The organism is Ferdinandcohnia sp. FSL W7-1320 (genome assembly GCF_038050315.1).
Lineage (GTDB): Bacteria > Bacillota > Bacilli > Bacillales > Bacillaceae_L > Ferdinandcohnia > Ferdinandcohnia aciditolerans.
This window is the reverse complement of record NZ_JBBPAM010000001.1, coordinates 4,738,544-4,757,869: the sequence shown is the minus strand read 5'-3', so window position 1 is coordinate 4,757,869 and position 19,326 is coordinate 4,738,544. Positions and strand designations below refer to the sequence as shown.

Here is a 19,326-nt window from a genome sequence, read left to right as displayed (position 1 = left end):
AACAAAATGAAATCAATGCTAACAGTAGTTAAAGAGCATATCCAAAACTTTTATTTAATTATACGTTTATCTTTTTTTGAAGTTAAAAGTAGTAATAATGATAATTATTTAGGCATTCTATGGGAGATATTGAATCCCACAATTCAAATTTTGATTTATTGGTTTGTATTTGGATTTGGTATACGCGGTGGACAGAATGTGGGGAATATCCCTTTTCTACCGTGGTTGTTGTCCGGAATAGTAGTTTGGTTTTTTATTAATCAAGCACTATTACAAGGTTCTAGATCGATTTATTCGCGGATCAATATAATTTCAAAATTAAATTTCCCAATTAGTGTTACACCAACATTCGTAATTGTTTCTAAATTTTATCATCATATCATCCTTGTTTTAATTATTATCTTAATATTATTTTCATACAATTTTCCGGTTACTCTATATATAGTACAACTACCCTATTTTTCAATCGCAACATTTGCGGTTCTAATCTCAATTTCTTTAATTACTTCAACATTAGCTACAATTGTTAGGGATATACAAATGATTGTTCAATCAATTGTTAGATTTCTTTTGTATTTATCACCCATTTTATGGACGGTCGATAAACTACCAAAATCAATACAACTTTTAATGAAGGTTAATCCTTTTTATTATATTGTAGAAGGTTATCGTTCTGCTTTACTTGGACAAGGATGGTATGTGGTTGAAAATCTGACTTATACTATTTACTTTTGGTGCTTAGTATTTGTACTTTTTTTCATAGGCTCTATACTTCATGTTAAGTTTAGAAAGCATTTCGTGGATTATTTATAAATAAGCTTTTATTAAAAAATGGAAAAGATTTTCCTTTTAAAATTTTATATTTTATAGTAAAAATATATATGACATATTAAGACAATATACAACAAAAATGGTAACGTTCGATAAAATTAACTGATTTAACCAATTTGGATTTTGGTAACAGAGATTTTATAAGGAAAGGATGGTTAATTATGATTTACGCAGAAATTCTAGCAGGTGGAAAAGGGACGAGGATGGGAAATGTAAATATGCCGAAACAATTTCTACCATTGAATAAAAAACCAATTATTATTCATACATTAGAAAAATTCCTGTTGAATTCTGTATTTGAAAAGATTCTTGTCGTTACTCCACGTGAATGGATAAACCATACAAAGGATATTATCAATAAGTTTATTGGAAAAACAGATAGGATCATTGTAGTAGAAGGAGGTAGAGACCGAAACGAATCTATTATGAATGGAATTCGATATATTGAATCGACAGTAGGTTTATTTGAAGACGATTATATTGTAACCCATGATTCTGTTCGTCCATTTCTTACACATCGAATTATTATGGAGAATATTGAACAGGTTAAAAAATATAAGGCTGTTGATACAGTAATTGAAGCTATTGATACAATCATTGAATCTGAGGATGGTGAGATAATCTCTAATATTCCGAAAAGAGATATCATGTATCAAGGTCAAACGCCACAGAGTTTTCATATTAAAACGCTTGTAGAATACTACAATAAATTAACACAAGAGCAAAAAGAGATTTTAACAGACGCTTGTAAAATATGTTCCCTATTTGGTGAACAAGTGAAACTTGTCAAAGGAGAAGTATTTAATATTAAAATCACAACTCCTTATGACTTAAAGGTAGCGAATGCAATTATACAGGAGCGGATTAATAATGATTAATCAAGTCTATAGACTAGTATCGCCTCGACAATTTGAAATTAGCTATAAAGACCGTTCGATTCAATCTGACCGCGTTATTGTACGTCCTACAAATTTATCGATATGTGCCGCGGACCAACGCTATTATACTGGAACTCGTGGTGAAGAAGCATTATCCAAAAAACTCCCTATGGCTTTGATTCATGAAGCAATTGGAGAAATTGTGTATGACCCTGATGGAGAATTTCAACCAGGTACAAAAGTTGTTATGGTTCCGAACACCCCTATTGAACAGGATGAAATAGTTGCAGAAAATTACTTGCGTTCGAGTAAGTTTCGTTCAAGTGGCTATGACGGATTTATGCAAGATTATGTATTTCTTAAAAGAGACCGTTTTGTTGTACTACCAGAAAATGTGAATCAACATGTGGCCGCTTTTACTGAACTTATCACAATTGCAATGCACTCTATTACAAGATTTGAACGTTTGGCACATAGTCGACGAAAGACATTTGCAGTATGGGGAGATGGAAATCTTGGTTATATCACTTCCCTCATTCTGAAAAAGAAATTTCAAGGTTGTAAAGTAATTAGTTGTGGGAAAACCCAATACAAGCTGGATAACTTTTCATTTGTAGATGAGGTATATAACATAAATGAGATTCCGGAAAATGTAACATTCGATCATGCATTTGAATGTGTAGGTGGAATTGGAAGTCAATATGCAATAAACCAAATTATTGATCATATTTCACCGGAAGGATCAATTTCAATCTTAGGTGTATCTGAGTATCCTGTTGAAATTAATACAAGAATGGTTTTGGAAAAAGGGATTACTCTGATTGGAAGTAGCAGAAGTGGTTATCATGATTTCAAAAACACAGTGGACTTTTTGTCAGAGAATCCTGACGTAGTTGATTATCTTGAAACTCTAATTGGATCTGTAAATGAAATTAGATGTATCCAGGATGTCATTAATGCATTTGAAAAAGACTTATCGACATCTTGGGGAAAAACCGTAATGGAATGGAAAATATAAATTTCCTTAAAATTAATTAGAAAAGGAATTTAATATGAGGTCATTGAAATTTCTTCCAACAATTTTGTTAAAACATTTTTTTAGAATATTATATCGGTTATTTACAATTATATTTCCTATTAATCCAAGGAAAGTAACGTTTGCCTCATATCGTTCTGCTTCTATTGAAGGGAATTTACTGTATTTGTTAAATGAATTAAAGAGATCTAAAAAGGGCTATGATCATATAGTATTGTTTGAAAAATTTCCAAATAATCTAATGGGAAACATAAAATTTATAAAATATACAGTAAAGGCACTATTTCACCTAACAACCTCTAGGTACTTTGTTATAGATGATTTTTATTTACCCCTATATTTTATAAAACCAAGAAAAGGGATAGAAGTAATTCAAGTGTGGCATGCTGCTGGTGCGTTTAAAAAGTTTGGTTATAGTACAGTTGGCAAAGAGTACGGTCCATCTCAAGATTATCTCAACATTATTAGGGTTCATTCAAATTATTCAAAAGTGATAGTAAGTACAAATGAAGTAATACCAATTTATGCGGAGGCCTTTAATATGCCTCCTTCAAATATTTTTCCGCTTGGTATACCAAGGACTGATTATTTTTTTGAAGTGGAAAAACAACACCTTGTAAAGGAACGCTTTTATAATGAGTATCCAGAACTGAAAGAGAAAAAATTAATTTTATACGCACCAACATTTCGGGGGAAAAATCGTCAAATTCATACATTTGATTATTTTTTTGACTTTAATGTTTTAAATAAGATGTTACATGAAGAATACGTTGTTTTACTTCATTTGCATCCATATATCAACAATAAAATATTAATCGAAGAAAAATTATCCAGTTTTATTTATCATATAGAGAAGAATTATACTATTGAGGAGTTACTCATCTTATCAGACATTTTGATAACTGATTACTCATCGATTATTTTTGATTACAGTATTTTATGTAGACCTATGGCGTTTTTTGCAACTGATTTAGACTCTTATTTAAAAGAACGTGATTTTTATATTTCATACGAAGAGTTTTGTCCGGGACCAATTTTCAAAAGAACAGAAGAACTGGGACATTGGATAAAAAGTCAAAACTATAATATAGAACCAATTAGAAAGTTTAAAAACCGTTTTTTACCAGATTCTGATGGAAATGTAAGCAGAAGAATTGTAGAAACAATTTTTAAATAAAAAAATAAAATGATTACTTTCTTAACAAAAAGGCAGTATTTAAAGTTGATTATTATGGGCCAATGGCCTATTTTTGTATAGCTTAAATTTTTTAACATATAACTTATTAACTCTGGAGTGGTCTAAGATGTCTTTTGAAAAATGTAAGACATTTGTATATAGATTAGTACGTTCTAAAGGATTCCGATTTTTATATAGACTTTTTTGTTTGTTACCTTTAAAGCATAAAAGAATTCTATTTGCATCAGACAGTAGGTCTGAGTTAAGTGGGAATTTTAAATATATTTATGAAGAAATGATCATCAAAAACTTAGATTTAGATTATAGGTTTGCTCTAAAGGATAGTATAGACACTAAAAAAACCTTTAAAGAAATAGCAATCTTAGCATACCTTTTGGCGACATCAAGATTTATTCTTATCGATGATTTTTATCCAATGGTATATCCCTTGAAAATTAGGAAAGGTGCAGATTTAATACAAGTTTGGCATGCGGCAGGAGCATTTAAAAAGTTTGGATACAGCAGAATGGGCTTACCCGGAGGCCCTTCACCTACCTCCTTAAATCATAAAAATTATACTAAGGTAATAGTAAGTTCAAAAAATGTTATTAAACAATATGCAGAGGGGTTTGGGGTTTCTGAGGATAAAATTTACCCAATTGGTGTTCCTAGAACAGATATATTCTTTTCAAAAGAATTTATTGATAAAACAAAAAAGGAGCTTTATTCTCTTTTTCCCTTCCTTGAGAAAAAAAAAATAATTTTATATACGCCAACGTTTAGAGGTAATGGTCAAAGCACAGCTAATTTTCCAATTGATGAAATAAATGTAAGTTTATTATATGAACAATTAAATGCAGATTATATATTTATCTATAAATTACATCCTTTTATAAAAAACACAAAAATTTTTCCAGAAATGTATAACGAATTTTTTGTTGACTTTTCTAACTATAAAGAGGTAAATGATTTGCTATTAGTAGCTGACATTCTTATTACCGATTATTCATCAGTTTGTTTTGAATTCGCATTATTAAATAAACCTATGATATTCTTTGCCTTTGATTTAGACAAATATACAATGGAACGAGATTTTTATTATGAATATACCTCGTTTGTTCCGGGGAAAATTGTGAAAACATCTACTGAACTTGTTAATGTTATACATTCTAACGATTTTATGACTGAGAAAATAAAGCCATTTGTTGATAAATTTTTTGATCAAAAAGATGGAAAATCAAGTGAAAGATTTGTAAATGAAATTATAGTAGGTAAGGAATACTCATAACAAAGACAAAAAAATGTTTTTAATATGATTGTATGCTTTCACTTCCAGCATTTAATAAACGTGAAAATTGATAACCTAAATAATTAGAAAGGTTGAAATAGATGACCAAGCAGAATAATGTGTATCAAAACAATATTAAGGTATCAGTAATTATTCCACTTTATAATGTGGAAGAATTGATTGCTGAAACTATAAATGGGCTCCAAAATCAAACTCTAAAGGAGATTGAGTTCATCCTAGTTGATGATGGGTCTCAAGATAAAACATATGAATTATCCCTTGAACTAACTAAAGATAATCCGAAATTTAAGGTGGTTCACCAACAAAACGGAGGACCAGCTTCAGCAAGAAACCATGGATTACGACTAGCCAAAGGGGAATATATTTTCTTTGTAGATTCAGATGACTTGTTAGCTGAGGACGCATTAGAAGTTATGTATAAAGCGGCCATTCAAAATAATGCAGATTTAGTCACAGGTGGGTCTGTACGTTTTAATAGCAAAGGAAAATGGTATATTAAAGCACATGTTGATAAAGGTTTAATGGTACCGGGGCTTAAGCATATCACAAAAAATCCAGAATTGTTCTACTCAATTGGGCCTTGTGCAAAACTATATAAACGGGATTTAATAAACGGAATCTACTTTCCAGAACATATTCGGTTTGCAGAAGATCAGCCATTTGTTTTATATGCATATTTGCATGCAAAGAGAATATATACTGTAGATTCAGTAGTATACTTTTATCGGTTGAGAGAGGGCGACAATAAATCTCTTACGCAAAGTATCAATAAAAATCCAATTGAAATACTAAATTTTGTATTAGAAATGCTAAATATTAACGATAAAAACCTTAAGGAAATATCAAATCAAAAAGAATTACAAGCTAATTACTATGAGCGGGTAATGACTCATGAGATATGGCCTGCAGTTAGGGAAGCAATAAAATCTAAAAACACCAAAACACAAGTTACAGCGTGCAATATATTAAACGATTGGATAATGTCACTTGACGATTCTTTGTTTAATGCTGTCCCAGCTATTAGGTATTTTCTTATTAGGGGTATTATAGAACAAGCAAGGTTTTTATCCTTGCGTTCTTATGGCTCGTATATTTTATTACTTGAAAATGTTATTTCAAAAATGAATGAAAACGTAAGATCGGCTTATGAAAAAAATCATGAACTATTTATGAATCTTGCAATAGAATCGATTAACAGAAAAAGTGCCTTACCGATTTTAAAGTATACTAAGAAAAAGGAATTTAAAAAGAAGTATAACTATAAAAGATTTGAAGCTATTTTCTTGAAAAGGGTAGTATACACATTCTCTACTCTAATGCCTTTAAAAAGAAATAAGGTTGTCTTTGCGACAAATAAAACTGAAACATTAGAGGGAAATTTAAAGAGTATTTATAATGATTTACAGTACAAAAAAATGGACTGGAAGAAATTTGTATTTGTAAATGAATATTGCCACCCAGTAGACCCTCCTTTGCCATGTTTTTATCCCATTAATGACAAGTTTTAGACCCACCTCTGCCAAACTGAGGACCACCCTCCTATATAATGGAATTGCACTATGCTGTGCAAATCTATTATATAGGAGGTTTTTTTGTGGTTAAATACCGAGAAATCCTTAGGCTACATGCCCAAGGAGTAAGTCAAAGGGGGATCGCTTCTAGTTGTGCCAACTCGAGAAATACAATTAGAGAGGTAGTTAAAAGGGCTCAAAAGTTAAATATTTCTTGGCCATTCGAGGAGGATATGACAGATAGCGATCTTCAAGAACTTCTGTTTCCAGAAAAGCATGAAGCATCTAATTTCAGGAGAAAACCAGATTGTGAACACATCCATAAGGAATTAGCTAAGCCGGGAGTGAACTTAGCTCTCCTGTGGGATGAGTATTGTTTAAGTTGTAGGGCGAGTGATGAAATCCCCTATAGCTATAGGCAGTTTTGCCGTTTCTATCATGATTACGCTAGGAAAACAAAAGCAACTATGCGTATTAAACGTAAGCCAGGCGAACAGCTGGAAGTGGATTGGGCTGGTCAAACTATGAGTCTAACAGATAATTTGACTGGCGAAGATATTCCTGTCTATATATTCGTCTCTGCCCTATCGTGTAGTCAGTACGCTTATGTAGAGGGTTTCTTATCTATGGACACCGAAAATTGGATTACAGCCCATATTCACGCCCTACAATTTTTTGGTGGTGTACCTCGGATTATTGTTCCTGATAATTTAAAGACTGGGGTAATCAAAGCCTCTCGATCTGAGCCTATCATTAATCCAACCTATCAAGAGATGGCTGAACATTATCAAACAACGATTATTCCAGCACGTGTACGTCATCCAAAGGATAAACCGAGTGCTGAAGGGGCAGTTGGAGATATATCAACTTGGATTATTGCTTCACTACGAAACCAGAAATTTTTCTCTCTGGCGGAACTAAATGAAGCTATTAAAGAAAAGCTTCAAGAATTTAATACAAAACCATTTCAAAAGAAAAAGGGGAACAGGCATACAGCCTTTACAGAAGAAGAAAAGTTTGCGCTAATGCCGTTGCCTGTTTCCCCGTACGAGATGGCCACTTGGCTAAAGGCGACCGTACAATATGATTATCACATAAATGTAGACAATATGTCTTATTCTGTTCCTTATGATTATATCCAACGTCGTGTAGATGTTCGTGTAACGAGAACCATTGTGGAGGTTTTTTATAAAAATTTTCGAATTGCATCCCATAAAAAACTCACTGGTAAACTCGGACAGTCAATTACTATTCCAGATCATATGCCAAAGGAACACAAACAATTTCTTGAATTCAATAAAGAGTATGTTTTGGATTGGGCAACCTCTGCAGGTGAAAGTACACTAGCCACGGTTAAGAGTATACTAGCTTCTTATAAAGTGGAAAAACAAGCCCTGAAATCCTGTCTTGGATTAATAAAACTGTCAGATAGGCATTCTATAGAGCGTGTTGAAAAAGCGTGTGAAAGAGCTCTATCTTATACTCCAAGACCTACACTTAAAAGTATACAAACGATATTAAAGACTGGACAAGATAAACTATCTGAATCGAAAGAAACAAAAGATCCAAAAAAGGAAAAGCAGACAAATGATTATGGATTCACTCGTGGATCCGAATATTATGGAGGTAAGAACAATGACAAATGAAAGCACATTAACTAAATTAAACGAAATGAGAATGTCTGCCATGGCAGAGATGTATGTAGAGCAGTTAAAAAACCCTGATTATCAAGACCTATCTTTTGAAGACCGTTTTGGAATACTTGTTGATTTGGAATGGACCCGCAGACAAAATAGTAAACTAGAACGATTGATTAAAAGTGCGGAATTGCGTGACACGCAGGCTTCTATTGAAGATATCGAATATCACCCAGATAGAAAGCTAGATAAGTCACAAATTCTTCGCCTAGCCTCTGGACAATATATTGAGGACCACCACAATATCATTCTTAAAGGGGCTTCAGGAAATGGAAAGACATATCTAGCTTGTGCATTTGGCATTGCAGCTTGTCGCCAATTCTACAAAGTTCAATATACTAGATTGCCAGATTTATTAGATGAACTCTCTATCGCAAGAGGAGAAGGTGTTTACCGCAAGGTAGTGAAAAAATATAAAAAAGTCGATTTACTCATCCTTGATGAATGGCTTCTTACACCATTAAGGGAAAGTGAAGCTAGGGATCTCTTGGAGATTGTAGAAGCTAGACACCAACAAGGTTCTACAATATTTTGTTCCCAATTTGACCCTAGAGGGTGGCATGAAAAGATTGGAGAAGGTACTCTAGCTGACGCAATTTTAGATCGCATTGTCCATGACTCTTATCAAATTTTGATAGATGGTGAAATATCCATGCGAGAGCGTCATGGATTAGGTGGACAAGCTTGATATGACTAATATAACGAGAGATGACCTAATGAAAATAGAGGATTATTATTATAAGACTGGATACAAGCACTGGTGCCGATTCCCTGAGGAACTAAAGACAAATCTATTAGATAACCATTCCCCCAGATCTGGACTGAGCAGGATATTTATAAGGGCTCAAGAAAAATAATTATGGGGTATTTCAATAAAAGGTTTAATTAAGGTTTTATTAAGAAAGGCCCTGCAGATATAAAATTGGCCCTGTAGGGCTTTTTCTAGGCAATGGTACTCTTTATGTCAGTAGTGGGTCATTTTTATGGCAGAGGTGGCTCAAAAAGATGGCAACACTGGAACTATCCCATGACAATATTCAGTAAAGAAAGATCGAACCTTTGTAGAAAAGTGTAAACAGTATTTTCATTTGGGAAATGCAAAAATTATTCTGCTAGATGATTATTATAATCAGTTATACCATTTAAAAATTAGAAAAGGCACAGAAGTAATTCAAACTTGGCATGCTTGTGGCGCATTTAAAAAATTTGGGTTCAGTGCTCAAGGGTACAGAGATTCAAATTCTTTATATTTTGAAACAGGTGCTCACTCTATGTATACAAAGGTTATAACTAGCTCTTCGGAAATAGTACCTCATTATGCAGATGCTTTCAGAAAGGAACATAATCAGGTATTGCCCTTGGGTGTACCAAGAACTGACATGTTTTTCGATACCGATCTTATTAAATATACTAAAAGAAATTATCTTCTCAAATATCCCGAGTTGAGAAATAAAAAGATTATTTTGTACGCTCCAACATTCAGAGGTAATGCAAGAGACCGTGTAAAGTTCGATTTAGAAATGGACTTGGAAAAAATGAGAAAGTCATTGTCAGATGAATATGTTCTAATTTTAAAACTGCATCCATCTGTTAAAGAAGGTATAGAAATTACGGAAAGTCTATCTAATTTTGTGTTAAACCTATCCGATATAGGTGACATAAATGAGCTACTATTAATAACGGATTTATTAATAACGGATTATTCTTCTGTTATCTTTGAATATAGTTTATTAAAAAGACCAATGATCTTTTTTGCATATGACCTAGAATACTATCTTTCTGAAAGAGGCTTCTACTACGATTATGAAGAGTTAGTTCCAGGTCCTATAGTGTCTTCTACTAATGAGATTATCGAGCATATTAAAAATGGAAACTTTTCAAAGCGCCAAATAGAAGCATTTGCTAAATACTTTTTTGATAACCAGGACGGACTATCTACGGAGCGGTTTACAAATCGATTTTTTAATTAAGTAAGGAGTTATAAAAATGGCTGCAAATCCAAAACCTTTGTTCAGTTTAGTGCTGTTTGGAGGATCTACTAGAGAAAAAATAGATAAAGTAGATAAAATTACGAGGTTATACCCCAGAAAGGATAGTTATGAATTAGTTGTTGTTTATAACAAAAGAAACACTTCTACTTCAGAATTAACTATTAATAATGATCATTCTATAAAATTATTAGGTGTGAACAAAGGGGAAAATTCGGTTAATCTTATTAGCTCGAAGGTCTTAAAAATTTGTGAAACAAATTATTTTATATTTCAAAATGTCGCTGAAGATGTATATGATATTGACCAATTCACTGAAATCATTAGTAAACATGGAGAAAGTAGTCCCGACGTTGTTGCTCAAACAACTCCAGTTAGACGCAAAGATCAGTATTTAATAGAGGATGTCCCATTGTTATTTGTTGATAAAAGTTTAAATAATATTATGTTTGCACGTTCAATATTAGAGAACTCAATTGAATATCCTGATCAATTTAGCTGGAAAATTAACTGCTTATTAAATTCGCAATTTGTTTCGATTAATCCAATTAAACAAAATATAATAAATAACGATGATGACCAAGATTTAGCTACTTATTTCAATTCATATAGTGAACAAATTAAAAGAGTTAAAAATTTATTAAGTAAAACAAAGATGAATATTTATATAAGGAATGCAATACTAAAAAACTTGTATGAAATCATTATAGGTAATCAAATTGGTTTAACATATAAAAAAATTATTAAAGAATCTAATTCAAATAATCAGGTTAACTTTTTGAATCAATTTTATAAATGGTTAAAGGAAATTGATATAAGAATTTTAAGCTTTATACCTGCAATTAGATATTATTTTATCAGGTGGACTATAGATAACTATTTATCATTTAGTTATGCTGCTAAAAGACAACATCTAAATGTATTAAAATATATAATAAGCAATATGCATTTTGACACTCATCAGACTTATATACAAAAACACAATAAAATGTATCCAGCTGCTTTAAATGCTGCAAAAATAAACTCAACCATTCCAATTTATTTGTATTTAATAAAGAGAAAGTTTAAAAAAATAAAAGGCTAATAACCATGAATAACAAAATAGAAGAAGTTGTATTATTAAAATTGTAAGGAGTAAAAAAGATGGTAGAGTTATCTAATATTACTGTTGACGTGATAAATAAAAAAATTCGGTTTGAGGTTATCTCTAAAGTGAAGATAACTTCCATAATGTTATCTTTTCAACAAATAAAGGAATATAAACATCCAAAAGTCAGTATAGAAGTACCCGTAGCGAATAGTGGGAATAAGTTTTACGGAGAAATATCTTTATTAGATCTGTATAGTAAAATGCTCTCTGGTTCTCCAACTACTTGGAATATCGTTGCTAAAGATCATATGAAAACATATGATATAAATACTTCTGAATCAATTTTACAACAAGTAGGGATAATTAATCTATTACCTCTTTTGACAATATCATTTGGCCAAAAGGCTACTACCCAACTATATATTAAGTTGATACCTATTAGTGCAAAAATAAATAAGTTTAAGACCGAAGAAAAGAAAACTTATATTTCAGGAATATTAAATACAGAAATTCTTCAATTAGATAATCATAAACTAATTTTGCAAGCAAAAAGAAGGCCAAATACATCGCTATACAACTTCCATGAGGAAATTTGCGAATTTCCTATAAAATTTAAACCTGAGATTAGAGAATTTGAGGTTGAGTTAGAGTGGGAAAGTTTACCGCATGATTTTTATATGGATGAAAAGAATGTATGTGATTTTGTTATTAAAGTCTATAATGAATATGGTCATGAGGTAACGGCTTTTTTAGATATACCTGAAGGTTTTACGAAAGAAATGATTGAAGTTCCAATTCGTCTTTCTGATAGTTTTCGTTTAATAAAACCATATATAACAGGTTCAAAACGATTATCTTTCTATGCTTTGAAAGATGACAAAAACGTGGTTAAGTTGGCTTCCTATTCTGAGGATGATACATATTACTATTTAGACTTTATATTAAGTGACCATCTTGTAGATGAAAAAAGAAGTCAGCTTATACTAAAACGTAGGGATAAAAAAGGGATAACTTTTGAATATGTAATGAAAATTAATTTGGGTAATGTAGAAAGTGGTAAGTTTAGAATTCCAAAAGACACTTTTTTATCAACACCTGGTTTAATACATGCAAGTACTTGGGATTTCTTCTTAAGAATAGCTAATATTGATTATTATATTATGGTCCCTGATTCACTCTCCTTTCAATCTGACTATATTTATGTTCAAAATCAAAACTATAAAACAAAATTATTTATTGCCCCTACGAAAACTTTATCTTGCTATACAATATTATCAGATAAACAGTCTACAAATGCGATTAATATTGCTGTAATGGGAACTTGCTTTAGTCGAAATATGTTTAACTCGGGCATTTATTTTAACCCTGGTTATAAAAATGTTCTAAATTGTGTATTTACTCAATTTCATTCATCGATAATTAGTATAATGACTGAACCATTTGAGATGGATTTGGACCAGTATCAAGATATGTCAATTAGTGAACGAAATTTTGTAAAAGATGATTTTGCAAAAGAATTTTTTGTAAATCTTAGAGATTCAAAAGCAGAATATCTATTAATCGATTTATATCCTGATGTAATTCGACCTGTTATTTGGGTAACGGAACAGGCTGCTGTTACTTTATCCTACGTAATCGAAGAGAGTGAGCTATTGAATGATATTCCTGTTAAAAGAATTCTTGATCATATAGATAATTATACTTTCTTTAACGAGTGGAAAAAATATGCAGATAAGTTCATTGAACAATTAACAGAAATATTACCGCCCGAACGAATAATCCTTAATAAAGGTCGTTTTACTACGTCTTATTACGACAAAAGTCGTAAGAAAACAGATTTTCCAAATAAGATGTTAATTGAGAGAAATAATTATTTTTGGGACAAGTTGGATAACTATTTTCAATCCAAATTACCAACAGCACAAATATTAGACATTAGGAATAAACCTTATATTGGGGATATAAATTATCCATATGGAAATTCATTTTCACATTATGAATCAAATTACTACAAAGATCTTTATAAAGATCTATCATATATTATTTTAAAAGAAAAACTTAACCGAGTTTAAATAAAGTTACGTAAACATGAAGAGAACAATTTTAGATGCTTTAAAGATTAGAAAAAAGGCAATTGGGGAAAGGTTTACCCCAATTGCCTTTAAACTTTTAAATTTAAGAGCAGAACTAGTAACGATACTATAGGTAAGTTCTGCTTGTCCCTAAGTTAAGCATTTTTCATTTTCACTTTAAGCAATTATTCCTACTTTTTAAATACTGCAAATAAACTTTTCTTATTAATTTGTTTATCTGTGATTTTTTTTAATTCATTATTTTCTGAATATTGTCATGGGATAGTTCCAGTGTTGCCATCTTTTTGAGCCACCTCTGCCATAAAAATGACCCACTACTGACATAAAGAGTACCATTGCCTAGAAAAAGCCCTACAGGGCCAATTTTATATCTGCAGGGCCTTTCTTAATAAAACCTTAATTAAACCTTTTATTGAAATACCCCATAATTATTTTTCTTGAGCCCTTATAAATATCCTGCTCAGTCCAGATCTGGGGGAATGGTTATCTAATAGATTTGTCTTTAGTTCCTCAGGGAATCGGCACCAGTGCTTGTATCCAGTCTTATAATAATAATCCTCTATTTTCATTAGGTCATCTCTCGTTATATTAGTCATATCAAGCTTGTCCACCTAATCCATGACGCTCTCGCATGGATATTTCACCATCTATCAAAATTTGATAAGAGTCATGGACAATGCGATCTAAAATTGCGTCAGCTAGAGTACCTTCTCCAATCTTTTCATGCCACCCTCTAGGGTCAAATTGGGAACAAAATATTGTAGAACCTTGTTGGTGTCTAGCTTCTACAATCTCCAAGAGATCCCTAGCTTCACTTTCCCTTAATGGTGTAAGAAGCCATTCATCAAGGATGAGTAAATCGACTTTTTTATATTTTTTCACTACCTTGCGGTAAACACCTTCTCCTCTTGCGATAGAGAGTTCATCTAATAAATCTGGCAATCTAGTATATTGAACTTTGTAGAATTGGCGACAAGCTGCAATGCCAAATGCACAAGCTAGATATGTCTTTCCATTTCCTGAAGCCCCTTTAAGAATGATATTGTGGTGGTCCTCAATATATTGTCCAGAGGCTAGGCGAAGAATTTGTGACTTATCTAGCTTTCTATCTGGGTGATATTCGATATCTTCAATAGAAGCCTGCGTGTCACGCAATTCCGCACTTTTAATCAATCGTTCTAGTTTACTATTTTGTCTGCGGGTCCATTCCAAATCAACAAGTATTCCAAAACGGTCTTCAAAAGATAGGTCTTGATAATCAGGGTTTTTTAACTGCTCTACATACATCTCTGCCATGGCAGACATTCTCATTTCGTTTAATTTAGTTAATGTGCTTTCATTTGTCATTGTTCTTACCTCCATAATATTCGGATCCACGAGTGAATCCATAATCATTTGTCTGCTTTTCCTTTTTTGGATCTTTTGTTTCTTTCGATTCAGATAGTTTATCTTGTCCAGTCTTTAATATCGTTTGTATACTTTTAAGTGTAGGTCTTGGAGTATAAGATAGAGCTCTTTCACACGCTTTTTCAACACGCTCTATAGAATGCCTATCTGACAGTTTTATTAATCCAAGACAGGATTTCAGGGCTTGTTTTTCCACTTTATAAGAAGCTAGTATACTCTTAACCGTGGCTAGTGTACTTTCACCTGCAGAGGTTGCCCAATCCAAAACATACTCTTTATTGAATTCAAGAAATTGTTTGTGTTCCTTTGGCATATGATCTGGAATAGTAATTGACTGTCCGAGTTTACCAGTGAGTTTTTTATGGGATGCAATTCGAAAATTTTTATAAAAAACCTCCACAATGGTTCTCGTTACACGAACATCTACACGACGTTGGATATAATCATAAGGAACAGAATAAGACATATTGTCTACATTTATGTGATAATCATATTGTACGGTCGCCTTTAGCCAAGTGGCCATCTCGTACGGGGAAACAGGCAACGGCATTAGCGCAAACTTTTCTTCTTCTGTAAAGGCTGTATGCCTGTTCCCCTTTTTCTTTTGAAATGGTTTTGTATTAAATTCTTGAAGCTTTTCTTTAATAGCTTCATTTAGTTCCGCCAGAGAGAAAAATTTCTGGTTTCGTAGTGAAGCAATAATCCAAGTTGATATATCTCCAACTGCCCCTTCAGCACTCGGTTTATCCTTTGGATGACGTACACGTGCTGGAATAATCGTTGTTTGATAATGTTCAGCCATCTCTTGATAGGTTGGATTAATGATAGGCTCAGATCGAGAGGCTTTGATTACCCCAGTCTTTAAATTATCAGGAACAATAATCCGAGGTACACCACCAAAAAATTGTAGGGCGTGAATATGGGCTGTAATCCAATTTTCGGTGTCCATAGATAAGAAACCCTCTACATAAGCGTACTGACTACACGATAGGGCAGAGACGAATATATAGACAGGAATATCTTCGCCAGTCAAATTATCTGTTAGACTCATAGTTTGACCAGCCCAATCCACTTCCAGCTGTTCGCCTGGCTTACGTTTAATACGCATAGTTGCTTTTGTTTTCCTAGCGTAATCATGATAGAAACGGCAAAACTGCCTATAGCTATAGGGGATTTCATCACTCGCCCTACAACTTAAACAATACTCATCCCACAGGAGAGCTAAGTTCACTCCCGGCTTAGCTAATTCCTTATGGATGTGTTCACAATCTGGTTTTCTCCTGAAATTAGATGCTTCATGCTTTTCTGGAAACAGAAGTTCTTGAAGATCGCTATCTGTCATATCCTCCTCGAATGGCCAAGAAATATTTAACTTTTGAGCCCTTTTAACTACCTCTCTAATTGTATTTCTCGAGTTGGCACAACTAGAAGCGATCCCCCTTTGACTTACTCCTTGGGCATGTAGCCTAAGGATTTCTCGGTATTTAACCACAAAAAAACCTCCTATATAATAGATTTGCACAGCATAGTGCAATTCCATTATATAGGAGGGTGGTCCTCAGTTTGGCAGAGGTGGGTCTAAAACTTGTCATTAATGGGATAAAAACATGGCAAAGGAGGGTCTACTGGGTGGCAATATTCATTTGAATATTGTCATGGGATAGTTCCAGTGTTGCCATCTTTTTGAGCCACCTCTGCCATAAAAATGACCCACTACTGACATAAAGAGTACCATTGCCTAGAAAAAGCCCTACAGGGCCAATTTTATATCTGCAGGGCCTTTCTTAATAAAACCTTAATTAAACCTTTTATTGAAATACCCCATAATTATTTTTCTTGAGCCCTTATAAATATCCTGCTCAGTCCAGATCTGGGGGAATGGTTATCTAATAGATTTGTCTTTAGTTCCTCAGGGAATCGGCACCAGTGCTTGTATCCAGTCTTATAATAATAATCCTCTATTTTCATTAGGTCATCTCTCGTTATATTAGTCATATCAAGCTTGTCCACCTAATCCATGACGCTCTCGCATGGATATTTCACCATCTATCAAAATTTGATAAGAGTCATGGACAATGCGATCTAAAATTGCGTCAGCTAGAGTACCTTCTCCAATCTTTTCATGCCACCCTCTAGGGTCAAATTGGGAACAAAATATTGTAGAACCTTGTTGGTGTCTAGCTTCTACAATCTCCAAGAGATCCCTAGCTTCACTTTCCCTTAATGGTGTAAGAAGCCATTCATCAAGGATGAGTAAATCGACTTTTTTATATTTTTTCACTACCTTGCGGTAAACACCTTCTCCTCTTGCGATAGAGAGTTCATCTAATAAATCTGGCAATCTAGTATATTGAACTTTGTAGAATTGGCGACAAGCTGCAATGCCAAATGCACAAGCTAGATATGTCTTTCCATTTCCTGAAGCCCCTTTAAGAATGATATTGTGGTGGTCCTCAATATATTGTCCAGAGGCTAGGCGAAGAATTTGTGACTTATCTAGCTTTCTATCTGGGTGATATTCGATATCTTCAATAGAAGCCTGCGTGTCACGCAATTCCGCACTTTTAATCAATCGTTCTAGTTTACTATTTTGTCTGCGGGTCCATTCCAAATCAACAAGTATTCCAAAACGGTCTTCAAAAGATAGGTCTTGATAATCAGGGTTTTTTAACTGCTCTACATACATCTCTGCCATGGCAGACATTCTCATTTCGTTTAATTTAGTTAATGTGCTTTCATTTGTCATTGTTCTTACCTCCATAATATTCGGATCCACGAGTGAATCCATAATCATTTGTCTGCTTTTCCTTTTTTGGATCTTTTGTTTCTTTCGATTCAGATAGTTTATCTTGTCCAGTCTTTAATATCGTTTGTATACTTTTAAGTGTAGGTCTTGGAGTATAAGATAGAGCTCTTTCACACGCTTTTTCAACACGCTCTATAGAATGCCTATCTGACAGTTTTATTAATCCAAGACAGGATTTCAGGGCTTGTTTTTCCACTTTATAAGAAGCTAGTATACTCTTAACCGTGGCTAGTGTACTTTCACCTGCAGAGGTTGCCCAATCCAAAACATACTCTTTATTGAATTCAAGAAATTGTTTGTGTTCCTTTGGCATATGATCTGGAATAGTAATTGACTGTCCGAGTTTACCAGTGAGTTTTTTATGGGATGCAATTCGAAAATTTTTATAAAAAACCTCCACAATGGTTCTCGTTACACGAACATCTACACGACGTTGGATATAATCATAAGGAACAGAATAAGACATATTGTCTACATTTATGTGATAATCATATTGTACGGTCGCCTTTAGCCAAGTGGCCATCTCGTACGGGGAAACAGGCAACGGCATTAGCGCAAACTTTTCTTCTTCTGTAAAGGCTGTATGCCTGTTCCCCTTTTTCTTTTGAAATGGTTTTGTATTAAATTCTTGAAGCTTTTCTTTAATAGCTTCATTTAGTTCCGCCAGAGAGAAAAATTTCTGGTTTCGTAGTGAAGCAATAATCCAAGTTGATATATCTCCAACTGCCCCTTCAGCACTCGGTTTATCCTTTGGATGACGTACACGTGCTGGAATAATCGTTGTTTGATAATGTTCAGCCATCTCTTGATAGGTTGGATTAATGATAGGCTCAGATCGAGAGGCTTTGATTACCCCAGTCTTTAAATTATCAGGAACAATAATCCGAGGTACACCACCAAAAAATTGTAGGGCGTGAATATGGGCTGTAATCCAATTTTCGGTGTCCATAGATAAGAAACCCTCTACATAAGCGTACTGACTACACGATAGGGCAGAGACGAATATATAGACAGGAATATCTTCGCCAGTCAAATTATCTGTTAGACTCATAGTTTGACCAGCCCAATCCACTTCCAGCTGTTCGCCTGGCTTACGTTTAATACGCATAGTTGCTTTTGTTTTCCTAGCGTAATCATGATAGAAACGGCAAAACTGCCTATAGCTATAGGGGATTTCATCACTCGCCCTACAACTTAAACAATACTCATCCCACAGGAGAGCTAAGTTCACTCCCGGCTTAGCTAATTCCTTATGGATGTGTTCACAATCTGGTTTTCTCCTGAAATTAGATGCTTCATGCTTTTCTGGAAACAGAAGTTCTTGAAGATCGCTATCTGTCATATCCTCCTCGAATGGCCAAGAAATATTTAACTTTTGAGCCCTTTTAACTACCTCTCTAATTGTATTTCTCGAGTTGGCACAACTAGAAGCGATCCCCCTTTGACTTACTCCTTGGGCATGTAGCCTAAGGATTTCTCGGTATTTAACCACAAAAAAACCTC

At 33.5% G+C, this 19,326-nt stretch carries 14 protein-coding genes and 1 pseudogene; 11 read left to right on the top strand and 4 right to left on the bottom strand.

What is annotated here, in order from left to right; all coding sequences use genetic code 11:
• Positions 1 to 6 precede the first annotated feature (6 nt).
• The 11 genes and pseudogenes from NST91_RS23025 to NST91_RS22975 all read left to right on the top strand — a co-directional run bounded on the left by NST91_RS23025 (position 7) and on the right by NST91_RS22975 (position 13,589).
• Entirely contained in the window at positions 7 to 813 is an 807-nt protein-coding gene (locus tag NST91_RS23025; RefSeq protein WP_341333012.1) for an ABC transporter permease, read from the top strand.
• A gap of 179 nt (positions 814 to 992) precedes the next feature.
• Positions 993 to 1,709, top strand: a complete 717-nt coding sequence (locus NST91_RS23020) for an IspD/TarI family cytidylyltransferase (RefSeq protein WP_341333011.1) — start codon at positions 993 to 995, stop codon at positions 1,707 to 1,709.
• Positions 1,702 to 2,727: a ribitol-5-phosphate dehydrogenase gene (locus tag NST91_RS23015; RefSeq protein WP_341333010.1), complete on the top strand. Its 1,026-nt coding sequence runs from the start codon at positions 1,702 to 1,704 to the stop codon at positions 2,725 to 2,727. Before NST91_RS23020 ends, NST91_RS23015 begins: the two co-directional genes overlap by 8 nt.
• Positions 2,728 to 2,761: 34 nt before the next feature.
• Positions 2,762 to 3,922 carry a CDP-glycerol glycerophosphotransferase family protein gene (locus NST91_RS23010; protein WP_341333009.1) on the top strand — a complete coding sequence of 387 codons (1,161 nt, stop codon included), beginning with the start codon at positions 2,762 to 2,764 and terminating at the stop codon, positions 3,920 to 3,922.
• Positions 3,923 to 4,049: 127 nt separating this feature from the next.
• Positions 4,050 to 5,210, top strand: coding sequence for a CDP-glycerol glycerophosphotransferase family protein (locus tag NST91_RS23005; RefSeq protein WP_341333008.1), 1,161 nt, complete (start codon positions 4,050 to 4,052; stop codon positions 5,208 to 5,210).
• 119 nt (positions 5,211 to 5,329) lie between these two features.
• Positions 5,330 to 6,739, top strand: coding sequence for a glycosyltransferase family 2 protein (locus NST91_RS23000; RefSeq protein ID WP_341333007.1), 1,410 nt, complete (start codon positions 5,330 to 5,332; stop codon positions 6,737 to 6,739).
• Between the two features lie 86 nt (positions 6,740 to 6,825).
• On the top strand, positions 6,826 to 8,388 hold the full coding sequence (gene istA, locus NST91_RS22995) for an IS21 family transposase (RefSeq protein ID WP_341330073.1): 1,563 nt from the start codon (positions 6,826 to 6,828) through the stop codon (positions 8,386 to 8,388).
• Positions 8,378 to 9,127, top strand: coding sequence for an IS21-like element helper ATPase IstB (istB, locus tag NST91_RS22990; RefSeq protein ID WP_341330072.1), 750 nt, complete (start codon positions 8,378 to 8,380; stop codon positions 9,125 to 9,127). The genes istA (NST91_RS22995) and istB (NST91_RS22990) overlap by 11 nt, the downstream gene beginning before the upstream one ends.
• Positions 9,128 to 9,509: 382 nt before the next feature.
• A pseudogene (locus NST91_RS22985) lies at positions 9,510 to 10,409 on the top strand (CDP-glycerol glycerophosphotransferase family protein); the annotation flags it as partial.
• A 16-nt stretch (positions 10,410 to 10,425) separates the two neighbouring features.
• On the top strand, positions 10,426 to 11,511 hold the full coding sequence (locus NST91_RS22980; protein ID WP_341333006.1) for a hypothetical protein: 1,086 nt from the start codon (positions 10,426 to 10,428) through the stop codon (positions 11,509 to 11,511).
• Between the two features lie 59 nt (positions 11,512 to 11,570).
• On the top strand, positions 11,571 to 13,589 hold the full coding sequence (locus NST91_RS22975) for a DUF6270 domain-containing protein (protein WP_341333005.1): 2,019 nt from the start codon (positions 11,571 to 11,573) through the stop codon (positions 13,587 to 13,589).
• Positions 13,590 to 14,207: 618 nt separating this feature from the next.
• Here NST91_RS22975 and istB (NST91_RS22970) read toward each other — a convergent pair.
• From istB (NST91_RS22970) to istA (NST91_RS22955), 4 genes are all read right to left on the bottom strand, one after another.
• Positions 14,208 to 14,957: an IS21-like element helper ATPase IstB gene (istB, locus tag NST91_RS22970; RefSeq protein ID WP_341330072.1), complete on the bottom strand. Its 750-nt coding sequence runs from the start codon at positions 14,955 to 14,957 to the stop codon at positions 14,208 to 14,210.
• Entirely contained in the window at positions 14,947 to 16,509 is a 1,563-nt protein-coding gene (gene istA, locus NST91_RS22965) for an IS21 family transposase (RefSeq protein WP_341330073.1), read from the bottom strand. Before istA (NST91_RS22965) ends, istB (NST91_RS22970) begins: the two co-directional genes overlap by 11 nt.
• Before the next feature lie 504 nt (positions 16,510 to 17,013).
• A complete protein-coding gene (gene istB, locus NST91_RS22960) occupies positions 17,014 to 17,763 on the bottom strand; it encodes an IS21-like element helper ATPase IstB (RefSeq protein ID WP_341330072.1) in 750 nt (249 codons plus the stop codon).
• Positions 17,753 to 19,315, bottom strand: a complete 1,563-nt coding sequence (gene istA / locus NST91_RS22955) for an IS21 family transposase (protein WP_341330073.1) — start codon at positions 19,313 to 19,315, stop codon at positions 17,753 to 17,755. The genes istB (NST91_RS22960) and istA (NST91_RS22955) overlap by 11 nt, the downstream gene beginning before the upstream one ends.
• Positions 19,316 to 19,326 lie beyond the last annotated feature (11 nt).